Origin of the sequence: Pseudomonas ovata (genome assembly GCF_003131185.1) — a bacterium.
GTDB lineage: Bacteria > Pseudomonadota > Gammaproteobacteria > Pseudomonadales > Pseudomonadaceae > Aquipseudomonas > Aquipseudomonas ovata.
Genome location: NZ_QFFU01000002.1, coordinates 301,985 through 317,161, shown reverse-complemented (window position 1 = coordinate 317,161; position 15,177 = coordinate 301,985). Strand labels below are relative to the sequence as shown.

General features: G+C 59.8%; 14 protein-coding genes. 7 read left to right on the top strand and 7 right to left on the bottom strand.

From position 1 onward, the window contains the following. Positions 1–101: 101 nt before the first annotated feature. From DGA31_RS04625 to DGA31_RS04605, 5 genes are all read right to left on the bottom strand, one after another. On the bottom strand, positions 102–710 hold the full coding sequence (locus DGA31_RS04625; protein ID WP_109511847.1) for a dTMP kinase: 609 nt from the start codon (positions 708–710) through the stop codon (positions 102–104). A gap of 138 nt (positions 711–848) precedes the next feature. Continuing rightward, complete coding sequence (locus DGA31_RS04620) at positions 849–2,339, bottom strand: aldehyde dehydrogenase (RefSeq protein ID WP_109511711.1); 1,491 nt, start codon at positions 2,337–2,339, stop codon at positions 849–851. 63 nt (positions 2,340–2,402) lie between these two features. Next, on the bottom strand, positions 2,403–3,782 hold the full coding sequence (locus DGA31_RS04615) for an APC family permease (protein WP_109511710.1): 1,380 nt from the start codon (positions 3,780–3,782) through the stop codon (positions 2,403–2,405). A 166-nt stretch (positions 3,783–3,948) separates the two neighbouring features. Continuing rightward, positions 3,949–5,331: an aspartate aminotransferase family protein gene (locus tag DGA31_RS04610; RefSeq protein WP_109511709.1), complete on the bottom strand. Its 1,383-nt coding sequence runs from the start codon at positions 5,329–5,331 to the stop codon at positions 3,949–3,951. Positions 5,332–5,380: 49 nt separating this feature from the next. Further along, positions 5,381–6,178 (bottom strand): response regulator transcription factor, encoded by a 798-nt coding sequence (locus DGA31_RS04605; protein ID WP_421957947.1) that lies wholly within the window; start codon positions 6,176–6,178, stop codon positions 5,381–5,383. A gap of 276 nt (positions 6,179–6,454) precedes the next feature. Between DGA31_RS04605 and DGA31_RS04600 the strand changes: the two genes are divergently transcribed. From DGA31_RS04600 to argE, 4 genes are read left to right on the top strand one after another with little or no spacing between them, the layout of a single operon-like run. Then, a complete protein-coding gene (locus DGA31_RS04600; RefSeq protein ID WP_421957946.1) occupies positions 6,455–7,786 on the top strand; it encodes a flavin-containing monooxygenase in 1,332 nt (443 codons plus the stop codon). A 20-nt stretch (positions 7,787–7,806) separates the two neighbouring features. Continuing rightward, complete coding sequence (locus DGA31_RS04595) at positions 7,807–8,217, top strand: RidA family protein (protein ID WP_109511707.1); 411 nt, start codon at positions 7,807–7,809, stop codon at positions 8,215–8,217. A 12-nt stretch (positions 8,218–8,229) separates the two neighbouring features. Further along, positions 8,230–8,907, top strand: coding sequence for a DUF1028 domain-containing protein (locus tag DGA31_RS04590; RefSeq protein WP_109511706.1), 678 nt, complete (start codon positions 8,230–8,232; stop codon positions 8,905–8,907). After that, on the top strand, positions 8,904–10,049 hold the full coding sequence (gene argE / locus DGA31_RS04585) for an acetylornithine deacetylase (RefSeq protein WP_109511705.1): 1,146 nt from the start codon (positions 8,904–8,906) through the stop codon (positions 10,047–10,049). Before DGA31_RS04590 ends, argE begins: the two co-directional genes overlap by 4 nt. A 58-nt stretch (positions 10,050–10,107) precedes the next feature. Here argE and DGA31_RS04580 read toward each other — a convergent pair whose 3' ends face one another. Beyond that, complete coding sequence (locus tag DGA31_RS04580; protein WP_109511704.1) at positions 10,108–11,019, bottom strand: LysR family transcriptional regulator; 912 nt, start codon at positions 11,017–11,019, stop codon at positions 10,108–10,110. A 248-nt stretch (positions 11,020–11,267) separates the two neighbouring features. Between DGA31_RS04580 and DGA31_RS04575 the strand changes: the two genes are divergently transcribed. Both DGA31_RS04575 and DGA31_RS30150 read left to right on the top strand, forming a co-directional pair. Continuing rightward, the gene (locus tag DGA31_RS04575) at positions 11,268–12,680 is read left to right on the top strand and encodes a purine-cytosine permease family protein (RefSeq protein ID WP_109511703.1); all 1,413 of its coding nucleotides are present in this window, start codon (positions 11,268–11,270) and stop codon (positions 12,678–12,680) included. 89 nt (positions 12,681–12,769) lie between these two features. After that, entirely contained in the window at positions 12,770–13,186 is a 417-nt protein-coding gene (locus DGA31_RS30150) for a GNAT family N-acetyltransferase (RefSeq protein ID WP_241509522.1), read from the top strand. A gap of 9 nt (positions 13,187–13,195) precedes the next feature. On the opposite strand, the gene DGA31_RS04565 is transcribed toward DGA31_RS30150, so the two are convergent. Further along, complete coding sequence (locus DGA31_RS04565) at positions 13,196–14,158, bottom strand: DMT family transporter (RefSeq protein ID WP_109511701.1); 963 nt, start codon at positions 14,156–14,158, stop codon at positions 13,196–13,198. Between the two features lie 93 nt (positions 14,159–14,251). Between DGA31_RS04565 and DGA31_RS04560 the strand changes: the two genes are divergently transcribed. Continuing rightward, positions 14,252–15,160 (top strand): LysR substrate-binding domain-containing protein, encoded by a 909-nt coding sequence (locus DGA31_RS04560; RefSeq protein WP_109511700.1) that lies wholly within the window; start codon positions 14,252–14,254, stop codon positions 15,158–15,160. The last annotated feature ends 17 nt before the right edge of the window (positions 15,161–15,177 follow it).

Sequence of the window (15,177 nt, the reverse complement as noted above, 5' to 3'; positions counted from 1 at the left end):
AGCGCTCGCAAAATCTGTGAAACGCTGAAATTTTACGACTGCTAACGCAGCCGGTCGCGGGCAAGCGCGCTCCTACACGTGCCCGGTGGCTGCTGTGGGTTTCAGAGCAATCCCTGGATCTCGGCCACTACCTGCCGGGTCGCCTCTTCAATTGTTCCGTCGTTACGGCATAGCACCCAGCCCTGATCGGCCGCCACGCGTTCGAACGTCTCGGTGCAGGCGACATGCTCCTCCAGGCGGTGGATCACCGTACTGCTCAGCCCGCGCGAGCGGGCCGCAGCCCTGGCCCATGAGGTTTCGGGCGCAGTCACCACGCCCACATGCAGGTCGGGCACCTGTACGTTGTGTGCCATGTTCAGCCGCAGTATCTCGGCAAACGGCACCAGCCGCCGAAAGGCAGCGTCCGACGGGTACCAGCGATCAATCAGGACGATGCTGCCAGGCGGCTGCCTGGGCAACACATGCCCGGATATCCAGGCCCGGCTTTGGGCCAGGCGCTCACACACCGCCCATTCCAGTCCGGCGTCCGGCGCCCGGGCAAGCCGGTTGACGAGGGCCATGGTTTCACCCCGGCAAGGATCGTTTTTCTTCTCGCACAACCGGATCACTTTCTTGCCGTCGGCCCTGAGTACACGCGTGACCGCTTCCAATAGCGTGGTCTTGCCGGTGCCCTTGGGGCCGTCCAGGGCGATGAACAGCAAGCGATTCATACCTGGATCAACGATGGACAGGCTGCTTTTGCAACCTTTGGATGCTGCCATTGCATCGTGCTTCCTTCTTTGCAGGCTCAGTCATGGACACAGGTTAAAGCATCCAACGGCATGACAGGCCCGCTAATCACGCATGACTCAGCGCAGTTGAAACCAGGTGGTTTTCAACTGTGTATATTTATCGAATGAATGCAGCGACAAATCACGACCGAATCCTGATTGTTTGCCGCCTCCAAAGGGTACCGAGACGTCCAGTGCATCGACCGTATTCACCGACACAGTGCCGGCATTCAGGGCGCGGGCGACGCGGTGTGCACGATTGAGGTCATCACTCCACACTGAGGCTGCCAGCGCATAGACACTGTCGTTGGCTTGTTGCACCGCCTCTTGCTCGGTGTCAAAAGCGCTGATGGCCAGCACCGGGCCGAACACTTCATCGCGCGAAAGGCTCATGGTGCGGGTCACGCCGGCAAAGAGGCTCGGTTGAATGAAGTTTGAAGAACCATTGAAGGTCATCTGCTGGCCACCGCACAGCAACTTCGCCCCCTCGTCCTGTGCCTTGGCAATCGCGCTCATGATGCGCCGGGTCTGCCCACTGTCGACAATCGCACCTGCAGCGCTGCCCGGGTCCAACGGATCGCCAGGCATCCAGGCCTGCGACTTGGTAATCAGGCGCTCAATGAATTCGTCATGGATGGAGCGTTGCACATACAGGCGTGAGTTGGCCGAACACACTTCGCCCTGATTGAAAAAGATGCCGAACGCCGCCTTCTCGGCGGCCAGGTCAAGGTCCTGACAATCGTCGAACACCAGGTTCGGGCTCTTGCCGCCACATTCGAGCCATACTTGCTTGAGGTTGGACTGGGCCGAATACTGCATGAAACACTTGCCTACCCGGGTAGAGCCTGTGAACACAAGGCAATCAACATCCGGGTGCAACCCCAAGGCCTTGCCGGCGGTTTCGCCAAGCCCTGGAACCACATTCAACACCCCTGCCGGAAGACCGGCTTCCAGGGCCAGTTGCGCCAGGCGCAGGGCAGAAAAAGGCGATTGTTCGGCGGGTTTGAGTACCACGCTGTTACCGGCAGCCAATGCCGGTGCCAGCTTCCAGGCGGCCATGTCCAATGGGAAGTTCCAGGGCACTACAGCGGCGACAACCCCCAGGGCTTCCCGTGTGATGGTGGCCAGTGAGTTGTGGGCTGTGGGCGCGACCTGGTCATAGAGCTTGTCGAGGGCTTCACCGTACCAGGCGAAGACATGAGCGGCGCCCGGCACGTCAATGTTATAGGCATCCATCACAGGCTTGCCCATGTTCAGCGAATCGAGCAGCGCCAGTTCTTCGCGGTGGGTCATCAACAAACCGGAAAGCCTGAGCAGGATTTTCTTGCGCTCGGCAGCCGGCATACGCCGCCAGGGCCCGGTGTCAAAGGCCTGTCGTGCACAGCGCACGGCCTGGTTGACCTCCTCTTCACCGCAAGCGGCGACTCGAGCCAGCAACTGATGGGTGGCCGGGTTGATGGCGTCAAACGTCGCTCCGGAGACGGATGCCACTTCCCGGTCACCAATAACGGCTTTGTCGATGAACGTTTGGCGCGCGGCACGCTGTTGCCAGTCATTGAGATTGAACACGTCGTACTCCCTTATCGACCGAGGCACGGTCGATGTTTTATGGATAGCGATAAAGGCGGTTGTTTATTCGGCCAGTTGTAATTCCGGCATCTTCATTCGGAACCCGCGCGTCATGCCCACCAGGCAAATCAGGCCGGCCCCCATCCAGCACAAGCCAATCGCGAACGACATGCTGGACAGGCTCGTCCACAGCCAGAGCGTACTGAGAAAGCCCAGGGCTGGAATTACGGCGTAGAGCAAGCCGTTGCGCAGGCCGCGAAACTTCTGGTCGATCATGTAATGCTTGATCACTGCCAGGTTCACGGCTGAAAACGCAAAGAGCGCGCCGAAGCTGATCATGTTGGCCACCGTATCGAGCGTGATGAACAGCGCAATCAGCGAGAACAGGCTGACCACGATGATGGCGTTGGCCGGTACGCGTTTTTTCGAGACCAGCTTGCCGAACACGCGGGGCAGCGCCCCATCACGGCCCATTGCAAACAAAACGCGGGACACGCTCGCCTGGGACACCATTGCCGAGGCAAAGCAGCCCGCGACATAGGTGGCGGTAAAGGCGCTCACCAACAGTTCACCTCCGACGCGGCGCATGACATCCACAGAAGCCGAATCGGGATCGGCAAAGCTGTTCCATTCCGGGAAAACCATCTGGGCAAAATACGAAACGATCAGAAACAGCAAGCCACCGAACACCGACACCACCATGATGGCGAGCGGAATGGTGCGTCGCGGGTCGGGGGTTTCCTCTGCCATTGTCGAAACCGCATCAAAGCCGAGAAAGGACAGGCAAAGCACCGCAGCCCCCGACATGACCAGCGGGACACTGAAGCCCTCATGGTGAAAGGGCCCAAGCAGCGAGATCGGCGCGGCCTGCCCGCTTAAGGTCTGGATCGATAAGGCCACGAACACCACAATGAACACCAACTGGGCCACGATGAGTATCCAGTTGACCCGGGTGATGGACTCGATGCCGATCAGGTTAAGCACGGTCACCAGGGCAATGGAGCCCAGAACCCAGACAGCCGTGGGCACGCCGGGAAAGTAGTCGGACATGTAAATGCCGATCAGCAGGTAACTGAGCAGCGGCAGAAAGATATAGTCCAGCAGCAAGGTCCATCCGGCGATAAAGCCGAAATAGGAGCCAAATGCCTTGCGCGTATAGGTATAGACCGACCCTGAGTACGGATGCGCCTGAACCATGCGTCCATAGCTGTAGGCCGTCAGCAGCATGGCGGCGAGGGTCAGCAGGTAGGCGGTGGCCAAGTGGCCCTTGGTCATTTGCGTGACCAGCCCGTAGGTGGTGAAGACCGCCAGCGGGACCATGTAGGCCAGCCCGAACAGCACCAGGCCGACAAGGCCCAGAGGTTGTCGAAACCGGCGCGACGGGGATGAGGTTGAAGGGGAATGCCGCGATGACGCATCGACCGTATTTATTGTTTTATTCATTGCTGACTCCCGGAAATTTGAATGCAGGACGCCGCGGTATTCGATGGGGATCGATACCGGTCATGTTCATCATTGAAAGGATGGAGCCGCCCTGGTGAGTCGAAAGACCTGCAGGAGCGTATCAAGCGCCGCTCACCCTCCCGGGCCTGGGAGGGGGCAGATCATTTCACAGTCTGTTTGCAAGCCGTGCGGTGCGGTCTACGGCAATCCGGGTTTTGTCTACCAGTTCGTCCAGTTCAGCGCGGGTGGCGACAAGCGCCGGCGCCATGATCATGCGGCCCAGCGTCGAACGGATTATCACGCCCTCTTCGAAGCCAAAGGTGCGGCACTGCCAGGCGAGGTCATTTTCATTGGCGAAGCGTTTGCGCGTGGCTTTGTCTTCGGCGAACTGTAAGGCCGCCAGCAGGCCTGTGCCCTGGATTTCGCCGATCAACGGGTGATTGCCGAACACTTCACGCAACACCTGCTGGAAATACGGCCCGGTATCTTCTTTTACCTGACGGACGATGCCTTCATCGCGCAACGCCTTGAGGTTGGCGATGGCCACGGCCGCCGCCACCGGGTGCCCGGAATAAGTCAGGCCGTGGGCAAAGACGCCACCCTGCTCCACCAGTGCGTCGGCCATGCGCTTGCTCAGTACCAGCCCACCCATGGGGATATAGCCGGAGGTCAGCCCCTTGGCGATCGACAACGTGTCTGGCTCGAATCCGAAGTGCTGGTGAGCAAACCACTCGCCGGTACGGCCAAAACCACCGATGACCTCATCTGCGCACAGCAATACATCGTACTGGCGGCAGATTCGCTGGATTTGCGGCCAATAGCTTTCTGGAGGAAAGATCATGCCGCCAGCGCCCTGGAATGGCTCGGCAATGAAGCCCGCGACATTTTCGGCACCCAGCTCGAGAATTTTTTCTTCCAGTTGCAGCGCGCAACGATGACCGAACTCGGCGGGCGTCAGGTCACCGCCCTGGGCGTACCAATACGGCTCATCGATGTGCGCCACATCGGGGATCAGGCCGCCCATCTCGTGCATGAACTTCATGCCACCCAGTGCCGATGCTGCCAGGGTCGAGCCGTGGTAGCCGTTCCAGCGACCAATCATGACTTTCTTGTGCGGCTTGCCCATCACTTGCCAGAAACGGCGAACGGTGCGGATCAGCACTTCGTTCGCTTCAGAACCGGAGTTGGTATAGATCACGTGGCTGTAATGGCCCGGCAACAGGCTGAACAGGAGCTCCGACAGCTCGATCACCGCCGGGTGAGTGGTGTGGAAGAACATGTTGTAGTACGCCAGCCGGTCCATTTGCGTTGCCGCGGCATGGGTCAGGTCATGGCGGCCGTAGCCGAGCTGGGTGCACCACAGCCCTGACATACCGTCCAGATACCGCTTGCCCTCGCTGTCCCACAGGTAAAGCCCTTCCCCCCGAACAATCACCCGGGGCCCTTCGGCATTGAGGGCCTTCTGGTCGAGAAAGGCGTGGATATGATGAGCGGCGTCGGACTTTTGATAGTCCAGGGTCTGCCGTGTCGGTTCGAAGGGTACGTTCATGCCTGTTCTCGCTCTTGTTGGGAACTATAGGGAACCGCGGTGTACTGACTTAGCGAAGCCGGCGCATATAACTTTCAAGGGGATCCTTGCTCAGGACGCCTTGGGCTTCAGCCAGGGAATCGATAAATAATGAAAACAACTCCGATTGCGTGCCGATATCGAGTTTGCAATAGATGTGTTTACGGTGAGACTTGATGGTGTCTTCCGAAACGCCAAGGCGCTCGGCGAGTGACCGGGTTGAATGGCCGCGCAGGATCAATTGAGCAATGTGGCACTCTCGCTCGGTCAATATCGATGAACCGAAGTTATCCAGTGCCAAGTGAATGCGCTGCTCCAACAGGCGCTCGAAGCGCAGGCCGCGTGTATCCAGGCCAACGAAATGCTTGCGCAGTACCGCCAGGACCCACGGGGTCAAACACTGGAACTGTCGCGTCGTTGCGTCATTCAACTTGTGTGTGAACGCCAGTGACACGGCCAGGCTCAACCCAGGCGACGACGGCAGGATGTAGTTGAGTTCATCCGCCAGGTGAGAATGCCGGTAGAACGACTGGTAGTACTCGCTGAGTTCGAAGTGGTCCGGCGCGATCTCGGCGAGCGTATAGCAACCGGCGCCGGGCCCTTCAATGCACGCCCTGTAAAACGGATCGAGCAGATAAAAGCCCGATAAGTAGTGGTGCACATTGCCTTGAGGCAACCAGGGCCCCTCCAGTTCAAATAATGCACTGGGCATGCCGCCGTGAGGGTACAAATACAGCGTGGTGGCTTGAATGGGACAAACATGGCCCAACGCTTCAAATAAAGTGGCGGCAAAGCGCAGTTGCCCGATGCTCTCGGTCACCCTCGCCATCTGGTCAAACCATTGCGCAGAAGAAAGATAATCGTTGTCCACTTCAAAGACTCGCTGAAAGAACCGTTCAATACAGCACGTCTGCCACCAGTGCCCAAACAGTGAAGGATGGTCCCACACCCTGAACATGATCGAAATCACCCGATAGGGTGAGACCGTCAAACAGTGCGCTGACGGTATCAAGTAGCAGGCACGCGCACTGCATTCGATATTTATGCTCACTTGCCAACTTAATACTATTTTATTGATCCCCCCACCGCCCTTTAGCCTTGCGTCATACCCGAGCTGAATCCAACGGCATTACAGAAGGACAGATCCATGACTGTGGCGATCACAAGAACAGACACGCTGGTGGTGGGCGCCGGTCAAGCCGGTGTGGCCATGAGCGAACACTTGAGCAAGCAAGGCGTACCGCATCTGGTGCTGGAGCGCAGCCGCATCGCCGAACGCTGGCGCACCGGACGCTGGGATTCATTGGTGGCCAATGGACCTGCGTGGCACGACCGTTTTCCCGGACTGGAATTTACTGATATAGCCCCGGATGGTTTTGCCCCCAAAGAGCGTGTGGCCGATTATTTTGAAGCCTATGCACTTCAGTTCAAGGCGCCGATCCGTACCGGCGTGGAGGTCACCTCGGTGGTCCGCAACGAAGGCCGCCCAGGCTTTACCGTACACACCAGTGAGGGGGTCATCGAAGCCAACCGCGTGGTCGCTGCAACCGGGCCCTTTCAAAAACCGGTGATCCCGGCCATTGCACCCAAGGATACGGCTGTGCATCAGATTCACTCCGCCGACTATCGCAATCCGGCTCAACTGCCGACTGGTGCCGTTCTGGTGGTCGGGGCCGGGTCTTCCGGCGTGCAGATTGCCGATGAACTGCAACGCGCCGGTCGGCAGGTGTACCTCTCGGTGGGTGCCCATGATCGCCCACCGCGCGCCTACCGCAACCGGGATTTCTGTTGGTGGCTGGGTGTGCTGGGTGAATGGGACCAGGCGGCGATGAAGCCCGGTCGTGAGCACGTGACCATCGCCGTAAGCGGTGCCCATGGCGGCAAGACCATCGATTTTCGTGAACTGGCCCAGCAAGGCATGATCCTTGTCGGCCTGACACACTCCTTTGATGGCAGCCTTGCCCGTTTTCAGTCCAACCTGGTCGAAAACCTGGCGCGAGGCGATGAAAACTACCTGGCCCTGCTGGATGCCGCCGATGCCTACATCGAACGCAACGGCATTGACCTGCCGCTGGAGCCCCAGGCGCGTCGCGTGTTTGCCGATGCAGACTGCATCAGCAACCCGATCCTGGAACTGGACCTGATTCAGGCCGGTATCACGTCGATCATCTGGGCGACCGGCTATGCCATGGATTACAGCTGGTTGAAGGTCGATGCGTTTGATGCCACCGGAAAACCCCGCCACCAGCGCGGCGTGGCCAGTGAGGCCGGTATCTACTTTCTCGGCTTGCCGTGGCAATCGCGTCGGGGGTCGTCGTTTATCTGGGGGGTCTGGCACGACGCCAAATACGTGGCTGACCATATCGCCATCCAGCGTCAATACCTTGAGTACCGCCAGGCCGCCCCGGCCGTTCGCCCATCCGCTGTCAGCGCCTAATCTTTTTCTGGAGTTCATTGATGGCTACCCACACCCGCATTCGTATGTTCAACACCCAGCAGACCTACCCCAACCAGAGCCTGGACAATGACCTGTGCCAAGCCGTACGTGCCGGCAATACCGTGTATGTACGGGGCCAGGTGGGCACGGATTTCGATGGCAACCTGATCGGCCTTGGCGACCCGCGTGCCCAGGCCGAGCAGGCCATGCGCAACGTCAAGCAACTGTTGGAAGAAGCCGGTAGCGACCTCAGTCACATCGTCAAGACCACGACCTACCTGATAGACCCGCGGTATCGCGAACCGGTTTATCAGGAAGTCGGCAAATGGCTCAAAGGGGTGTTTCCTATTTCCACGGGGCTCGTGGTGTCAGCGCTGGGTCAGCCGCAATGGCTGATGGAAATCGATGTGATCGCGGTTATCCCTGAATAAGGACGCTACGCCATGACCTTTTCAATCGTCGCCCGCTGCGCAGAGACCGGCCAACTTGGCATCGCCATCAGTTCATCCAGCATTGCCGTGGGCGCTCGCTGCCCCTGGCTGCGGCCCGGTGTGGGTGCGGTGTCTTCCCAGAACATCACGTTGCCGGCCCTGGGGCCGGACGTGCTCGACCTGCTGGAGCAAGGCCTTGCGCCTGCCGAAGCGCTCGACAAGAGCCTGACGCGCAACGGCTACAGCCAGTATCGGCAACTGACAGCCATTGATCACAGGGGCCGCGCCGTGCACTTCAGTGGCAGCGAAACCCTGGGTGTCCATCACGCTGTAACGGGAGAACAGTGCGTGGCTGCCGGTAATATGCTCGCTGACCGCGCCGTCATCGACGCGATGGTCAGGGCATTTGAAAGCGCTGAAGATCAGTTGGCCGACAGGCTGCTGGCGGCGATGCACGCCGCCATCGCTGCCGGTGGTGAAGCCGGTCCTGTGCACTCCGCCGCGTTGGTCGTGGTCGGCGAACTGACCTGGCCGATCATCAACCTCCGGGTGGACTGGGCGGAGCAAAACCCTATAGGCGAACTGCAACACCTGTGGAACGCCTACCGCCCGCAAGTGCAGGACTACATTGATCGTGCCCTTGCACCTGATCGTTCGCCCGGTTATGGCGTGGCTGGAGACGACCGATGAGCCCCAGCCAGGCATTGCTGCAGACGCTGGTGGGGTTTGACACCACCAGCCGCGAATCCAACCTGAGCCTGATCGAGTTCGTGCGTGAGTACCTGGCAGGGTTTGGCGTGGCTAGCGAACTGATCTACAACGAAGCGCGCAGCAAGGCGAACCTGTTTGCCAGCGTGGGCCCTGTGGAGCTGCCTGGCATTGTGCTGTCGGGGCACACCGATGTGGTGCCGGTGGATGGCCAGGCATGGACCTGGCCGCCTTTTGAACTGACCGAACGCGACGGCAAATTGTTTGGCCGGGGCACCGCAGACATGAAGGGCTATATCGCCTGTGTGCTGGCCCTGGTGCCCGCACTGCTCACCGCCTCTTTGACAAGGCCGGTGCACATTGCCCTGTCCTACGATGAGGAAGTGGGTTGCCTGGGGGTACGCTCGTTACTCAAGGTGCTTGAGCGGCGGCCGGTCAAGCCGCTATTGTGCATTATCGGCGAACCCACTGAGCTCAAGCCGGTACTGGGCCACAAGGGCAAGCTGGCGATGCGTTGCGATGTTCATGGCGAGGCCTGTCACTCGGCCTACGCGCCCTATGGCGTGAATGCCATCGAACATGCCGCCGACCTGATCGGTGAACTGGGGCGTATCGGGCAGCGGTTGCAGGCTCATCAGGACCCGCGGTTCGATCCACCGTTCAGCACGATGCAGGCCGGCTTGATCAGCGGCGGCAAGGCATTGAATATCGTGCCTGCCGATTGCCGGTTCGATTTCGAGATTCGTTCGTTACCCTCGCAGAACCCGGCCGAGGTGGCGGCGCAGCTGCAAAGGTATGCACACGAGCAGGTCTTGCCGCGCATGCAGGCGGTCAGCGCCCAGAGTGCGATCCGGTTTACCGAGCTGTCGGCCTACCCTGGCCTGGTCACCGATGAACACAGCCAGGCCGCCGCATTGATTGCGGCGTTTTCCCGTACCCGGGCGTTTAGCACAGTGGCGTTCGGCACCGAAGGTGGATTGTTCGACGCCATTGGCATCCCCACGGTGGTGTGCGGCCCCGGAAGTATGGATCAGGGGCACAAACCGGACGAATTCGTCAGTGTCGAGCAGTTGGCAGGGTGTGACGCCATGCTGCTGCGGATGCTGGATTCAATCAGCGCCTGACACCCTCTGCTTGCCTTGAACGCCGGATTGCATCGTCGGGCATCTGCCAACGCGCGATTCAGTCAAGCAGCCGGGCCAGCTCTTCGCGGCAGTAGTCGACAAACAATTGCACCGGCTTGGTCAGCGGTGCACGGCGCAGCCATACCGCCGACAATCCGGAGCCCGTCACCGTTTCCGCCAGCGGCACACACACCACCTTTTGTCCGTCATAGGTGTGCTCGGTAAAAGGCTTGGTGACCAGAATCGAAAAACCGAACCCCTGCCCGACCATCCCTCGGACCATCTCGATTGACGGCGAGCTGAATACGATATTGGGCGTCAGCCCGCGCTCTTCGAAAATACTCACGAAATACGTCCGGCTCGGGAGCACGTCCAGCAGGATCATGGGCTCCATCACCAGGTCGGCCAGAGACACCCTGGCCTGCCGGGCAAAGCGGTGATCGGCAGGCAGCAACGCATACGGTTGCTGGGGCGGCATGAGCGCAAGGGTCTCGATGGTGCCGCCAAGGTCGTGCTCGAACAGCATTGCCATGTCGATACTGCCCGCGGTCAACGCCTGCACCAGCTCTTGCTGCTCGCCGTCGCGGATGCGGATTTCCACCCCCGGCCAGCGCGCCTTGAAGCCGGCAATCAGCCGCGGCAGGTACAGCGGAGCGACAGTCTCGAAACAGCCAATGTCGATTTGCCCGGACACCACATCATTATCCGCCAGCGCGTTCTGCTCGAACTCATGGGCGACCCGCAACAGCTCCAGCGCTTTGCGATAGAACCGGGCCCCGCTGGGGGTCAGCGAGACGCCTTGCGCGTGATGACGGATAAACAACTGCACACCAAAACTCTCTTCAAGGTGCTTGATTGCCGTCGATACCGACGGTTGTGCGATATACAGCTTGCGCGACGCCTCAGCAACGCTGCCGCACTTGGCGGCGGCGACGAAATACCTGAGTTGGCGCAGGTTATAGGCAGCCATGAAAGCCTCCGGAAACAGGCAGTTTCGCCCCAAAAAAGTGCATGAAAACAGCGTATTTTTCCTTCATTCAAGTGCGTGCAACATACCGGAGCAAAAATCAGGCCGAGCTATTTTTTTTAAGGTTTGTGGCAACAAACTTACTAATTTACCTCCCCGTGTCCATTGCAGATGATCAGGCCAACAACAGAGCGACCTGCCCGTGTCGTCTCACAAAGTACGCCTGCGTACCGATTGCCTTGGAGTTCAACATGGTGACCACTGCAACATCCAGCGCCCCGCTTATTGAAAAACACACAATCGGCTACGTGCCCCCGCAAGATCGTCACGGCAAAGTAAGCGACCTGTTCACGTTGTGGTTTGGTGGCAATATCGCGCCATTGCCGATCGTGACAGGCGCGCTGGGCGTGCAATTGTTCCACCTCAATCTGCTGTGGGGCGTCGTTGCCATTCTTGTCGGCCACCTGATTGGCGGCGTGCTGATGGCGTTGCATTCAGCCCAGGGGCCGCAAATGGGCATCCCGCAAATGATTCAGAGTCGCGCTCAGTTCGGCTCCCTTGGGGCGCTGCTGGTGGTGGTCATTGCAGGCGTCATGTATATCGGCTTTTTCGCCTCCAATATTGTCCTCGCCGGCAAATCATTGCACGGGGTGGTGGACAGCGTACCCGTGCCTGTCGGCATCGTGATTGGCGCCATCGGCTCCGGAATAATCGGCATTATCGGCTACCGTTTCATCCATGTGCTCAACCGCATTGGTACCTGGGTGCTGGGGGCCGGCATCGTACTGGGGTTCGGCTATATCTTTACCCACGTGCAGACCACGGACTTTCTGACGCGCGGTGAATTCAACATTTCCGGCTGGCTCGCCACGGTGTCTCTGGCCGCCTTGTGGCAGATCGCATTTGCGCCTTATGTTTCCGACTACTCTCGCTATCTGCCGGCGGATGTACCCGTGTCTTCGACGTTCTGGACCACCTACCTCGGCTCGGCACTGGGTTCGAGCCTTTCTTTCATTTTTGGTGCTGTCGCCGTCCTGGCCACGCCTGTAGGCATGGACACCATGGAGGCCGTCAAACTCGCCACCGGTTCTATCGGCCCGTTGATGCTGGTTTTGTTCTTGCTCAGCGTGATCAGTCACAACGCCCTCAACCTGTACGGCGCTGTGTTGTCGATCATCACGCTGGTGCAGACCTTTGCCTATCGCTGGATCCCTACGGCTAAAAGCCGTGCGCTGATCTCGATCCTGGTGTTGATGGCCTGCGCAACCGCCGCCGTGTTCGCCTCAAAAGACTTCATCGGCCACTTCGTCGATATGGTGCTGGTTCTACTGGTGGTGCTGGTCCCCTGGACGGCAATCAACCTGATCGACTTCTACGCCATTCATAAGGGCAAGTACGACATTGCCTCGATTTTTCGTGTGGATGGCGGAATTTATGGCCGCTACAACCCTCAGGCCTTGCTGGCGTACGCGATAGGCATTGCCGTGCAGATTCCATTCATGAATACCCCCCTGTATGTCGGGCCGGTGTCAGCACACATCAATGGTGCCGATCTGTCCTGGCTTGTCGGTTTGCTCATCACCTCACCGCTGTATTACTGGCTGGCCAGCCGCGACAGCGCTTACAAACGCAGAATGACGCAAGGGCAGCTGGCGCGCAGCTGAGTCATTGCTCGCGGGTCACCACACGCTGCGGTATAACTACGCGCGCGTTTATCACCTCCCTTGAGCCCTCTTCTGCCCTGGTGACCCCATTGGCCATTTACTCATCCCTGCTGAAGCTGCCCTCCGTTGAAACCTACCAGGCGCTTCGCATCGGCTCCGGCCTCAGCGCCAAGACGGATGACGCCGCGATACGGGGCTTGCCCAACACGCTCTTTGCTGTGCAGATTCTTTGGGGGTCGATGCCCGTGGGCATGGGCCGGGTCGTCGGCGACGGTGGATGCTTCTTTCAAGTGGTGGACATTGCCGTGCTTGTCGAGCATCAAGGCAAGGGGCTAGGCAAGCGCATCATGGGTGAAATCATGCACTACATCGAAGCCCACGTGCCTGAAAGCGGCTACGTCAGCCTTATCGCCGATGGCCAGGCCCAGGATCTCTATGCACAGTTTGGTTTCGTGCACACCGCCCCTCGCTCCGTCGGCATGGCCTACAAAAGACCCCAGGTATAAGCGGAGCGATCATACCGGCATGGCCGCCACACGCCGGGCACTGAGCATGCGCCGAACCGCCAGCGCGGCGCCCATGAGCACGGCCACCAGCCCGGCGGCCTCCATGAGCGTTGGCAGACGGGCGTGAAAGACCAGCCCCAGTACAGCGGCGAACACCGACTCCAGCGAAATCAACTGCCCGGAAAGAACCATTGGCAACCGTTGCGTCGCCGCGTTCCAGGCCCAGGCGCCGATTACCGACGACATCAGCGCGATGACCAGCGCCCAGGCGTACAAAGGTCCCGCCATGCCCAGACCGAAGCCTTTTCCGGCAAGGTCAAGCAGGCCGAGCGCCTGGACAACAGGTATCAGGCACAAGGCACCAAGCCCGGCGCCCACCATCATCAACGCGGTCCACAGCCCCGTCGCCGCAGCGGGCAGTTGCTCCAGGGCGCTCTGATTCAACACGCTGAAGGCCAGCCACAAGGCTACGGCTAACACAGAAAAAAACAGCCCCGCCCACCGGTCCGTCTGACCGGCGTGCGGCAGCGCCATGCTGCTGATGGTTGCAAGCAGAAGCCCGAGCGTTATCAGCGTCAATGGCAAGGCAAGGCGTTGCCAGGGCACGGTCCGGTCTCGGGCATTGCCGATCAGGGCGACAAGCACGGGCACTAATCCTACGAAGGCGGCCGTCAGCACGGGCCCTCCGGAAATCACGCCGGCGGCAATGCAACTGCTGTACCCCAGGTAGCCGATGATGCCCAGCCCGGCGGCAAGCCACTGCCGAACGCGTGGCACCAGACGTCGCTGCGCGCGGCACAGGGTCACGCCGAGCACACCCAAGGCACCCGCGATCAGAAACCGGATGAGCGTCAGGTCGTAAATGCTGTAGGGCCCGGTGACATAAGGGGCGATGAAGTTGAAGGCCCACGCCAGCGTCGCCAGCACAGCGAGCAGTACCCCGACGATGATTGTCGAGCGGTCAGGTGTCATGAGTGGGTGTCCAAAAGAGAGTGCACTCATGTTGCCGGCTGCCGTCAGTATGCTACAAACGAGTTCTCAGGCCGCCATGCATAACCTTGGATTATGAATACGCTCAGGAAGACCCTGCCCCCGCTGGCCAGTCTGCTGCCTTTTGAAGCCGCTGCGCGCTTGCAAAGCTTCTCCAGGGCAGCCCAAGAGCTGCACATCACCCAGGCTGCCGTCAGCCGGCAGATTCGCGACCTTGAGCAAGACCTGGGCGTAAAACTCTTTACCCGCCGTAATCGGGCAGTGTTCCTGACCGAGCAAGGGCAGGAATTGAGCCAGGTGGTGAGTGCGGCCTTGGGCAGTATCAGTGACGGCGCCGTGGCCCTTCGCACCTCGCATCGCACGCAGCGTGTCGTTTTCCTGTGCCAGTTATGCGAGGCTTTCTACTGGCTGATGCCGCGCCTCTCCACGTTCCGGGACCAGCACGCCGGCATCGAGGTGCAAGTGGTGACCTCGACCCGGCCTGTCGCCGAATTCAACGAGCCCTTCGATGTGGCCTTGCAGACCACCGGACGCGCCAGCGGCGTGCATCCACGGGTCTTTACCGCTGCCGATGAAGTCTTTCCGGTGTGCAGCCCCGACTACCTGGCAACCGGCACCTTGCCCGGCCTTGAAGCCCTGCCGGCGCACACGCTTTTGCATTATCACGCCACGCCTGCTGATTTCATGACCTGGAATGGCTGGCTGGAGGCATTTGGACAGGCGCCGGTAACCTCTCAGCGAACCATCGTGTTCGACAGCTACCCGCTGATGCTGCAGGCGGCCATCGAAGGACATGGCATTGCCCTGGGATGGCGTCGAACCGCGGCGAGGCTGATCAAGACCGGTGCGCTGGTTCAGCCTTGCGCAGAGCGCATTGCCTTGCCCGATGCCATTTCTGTCTACACCGCTCACGGCGCTGACAAGCGCGTCGACGTCCATACGCTGCTGGCGTGGCTTGAGGCTCAGTTGCTCATGGATACATGAAATCCTGTTGCAGCGCA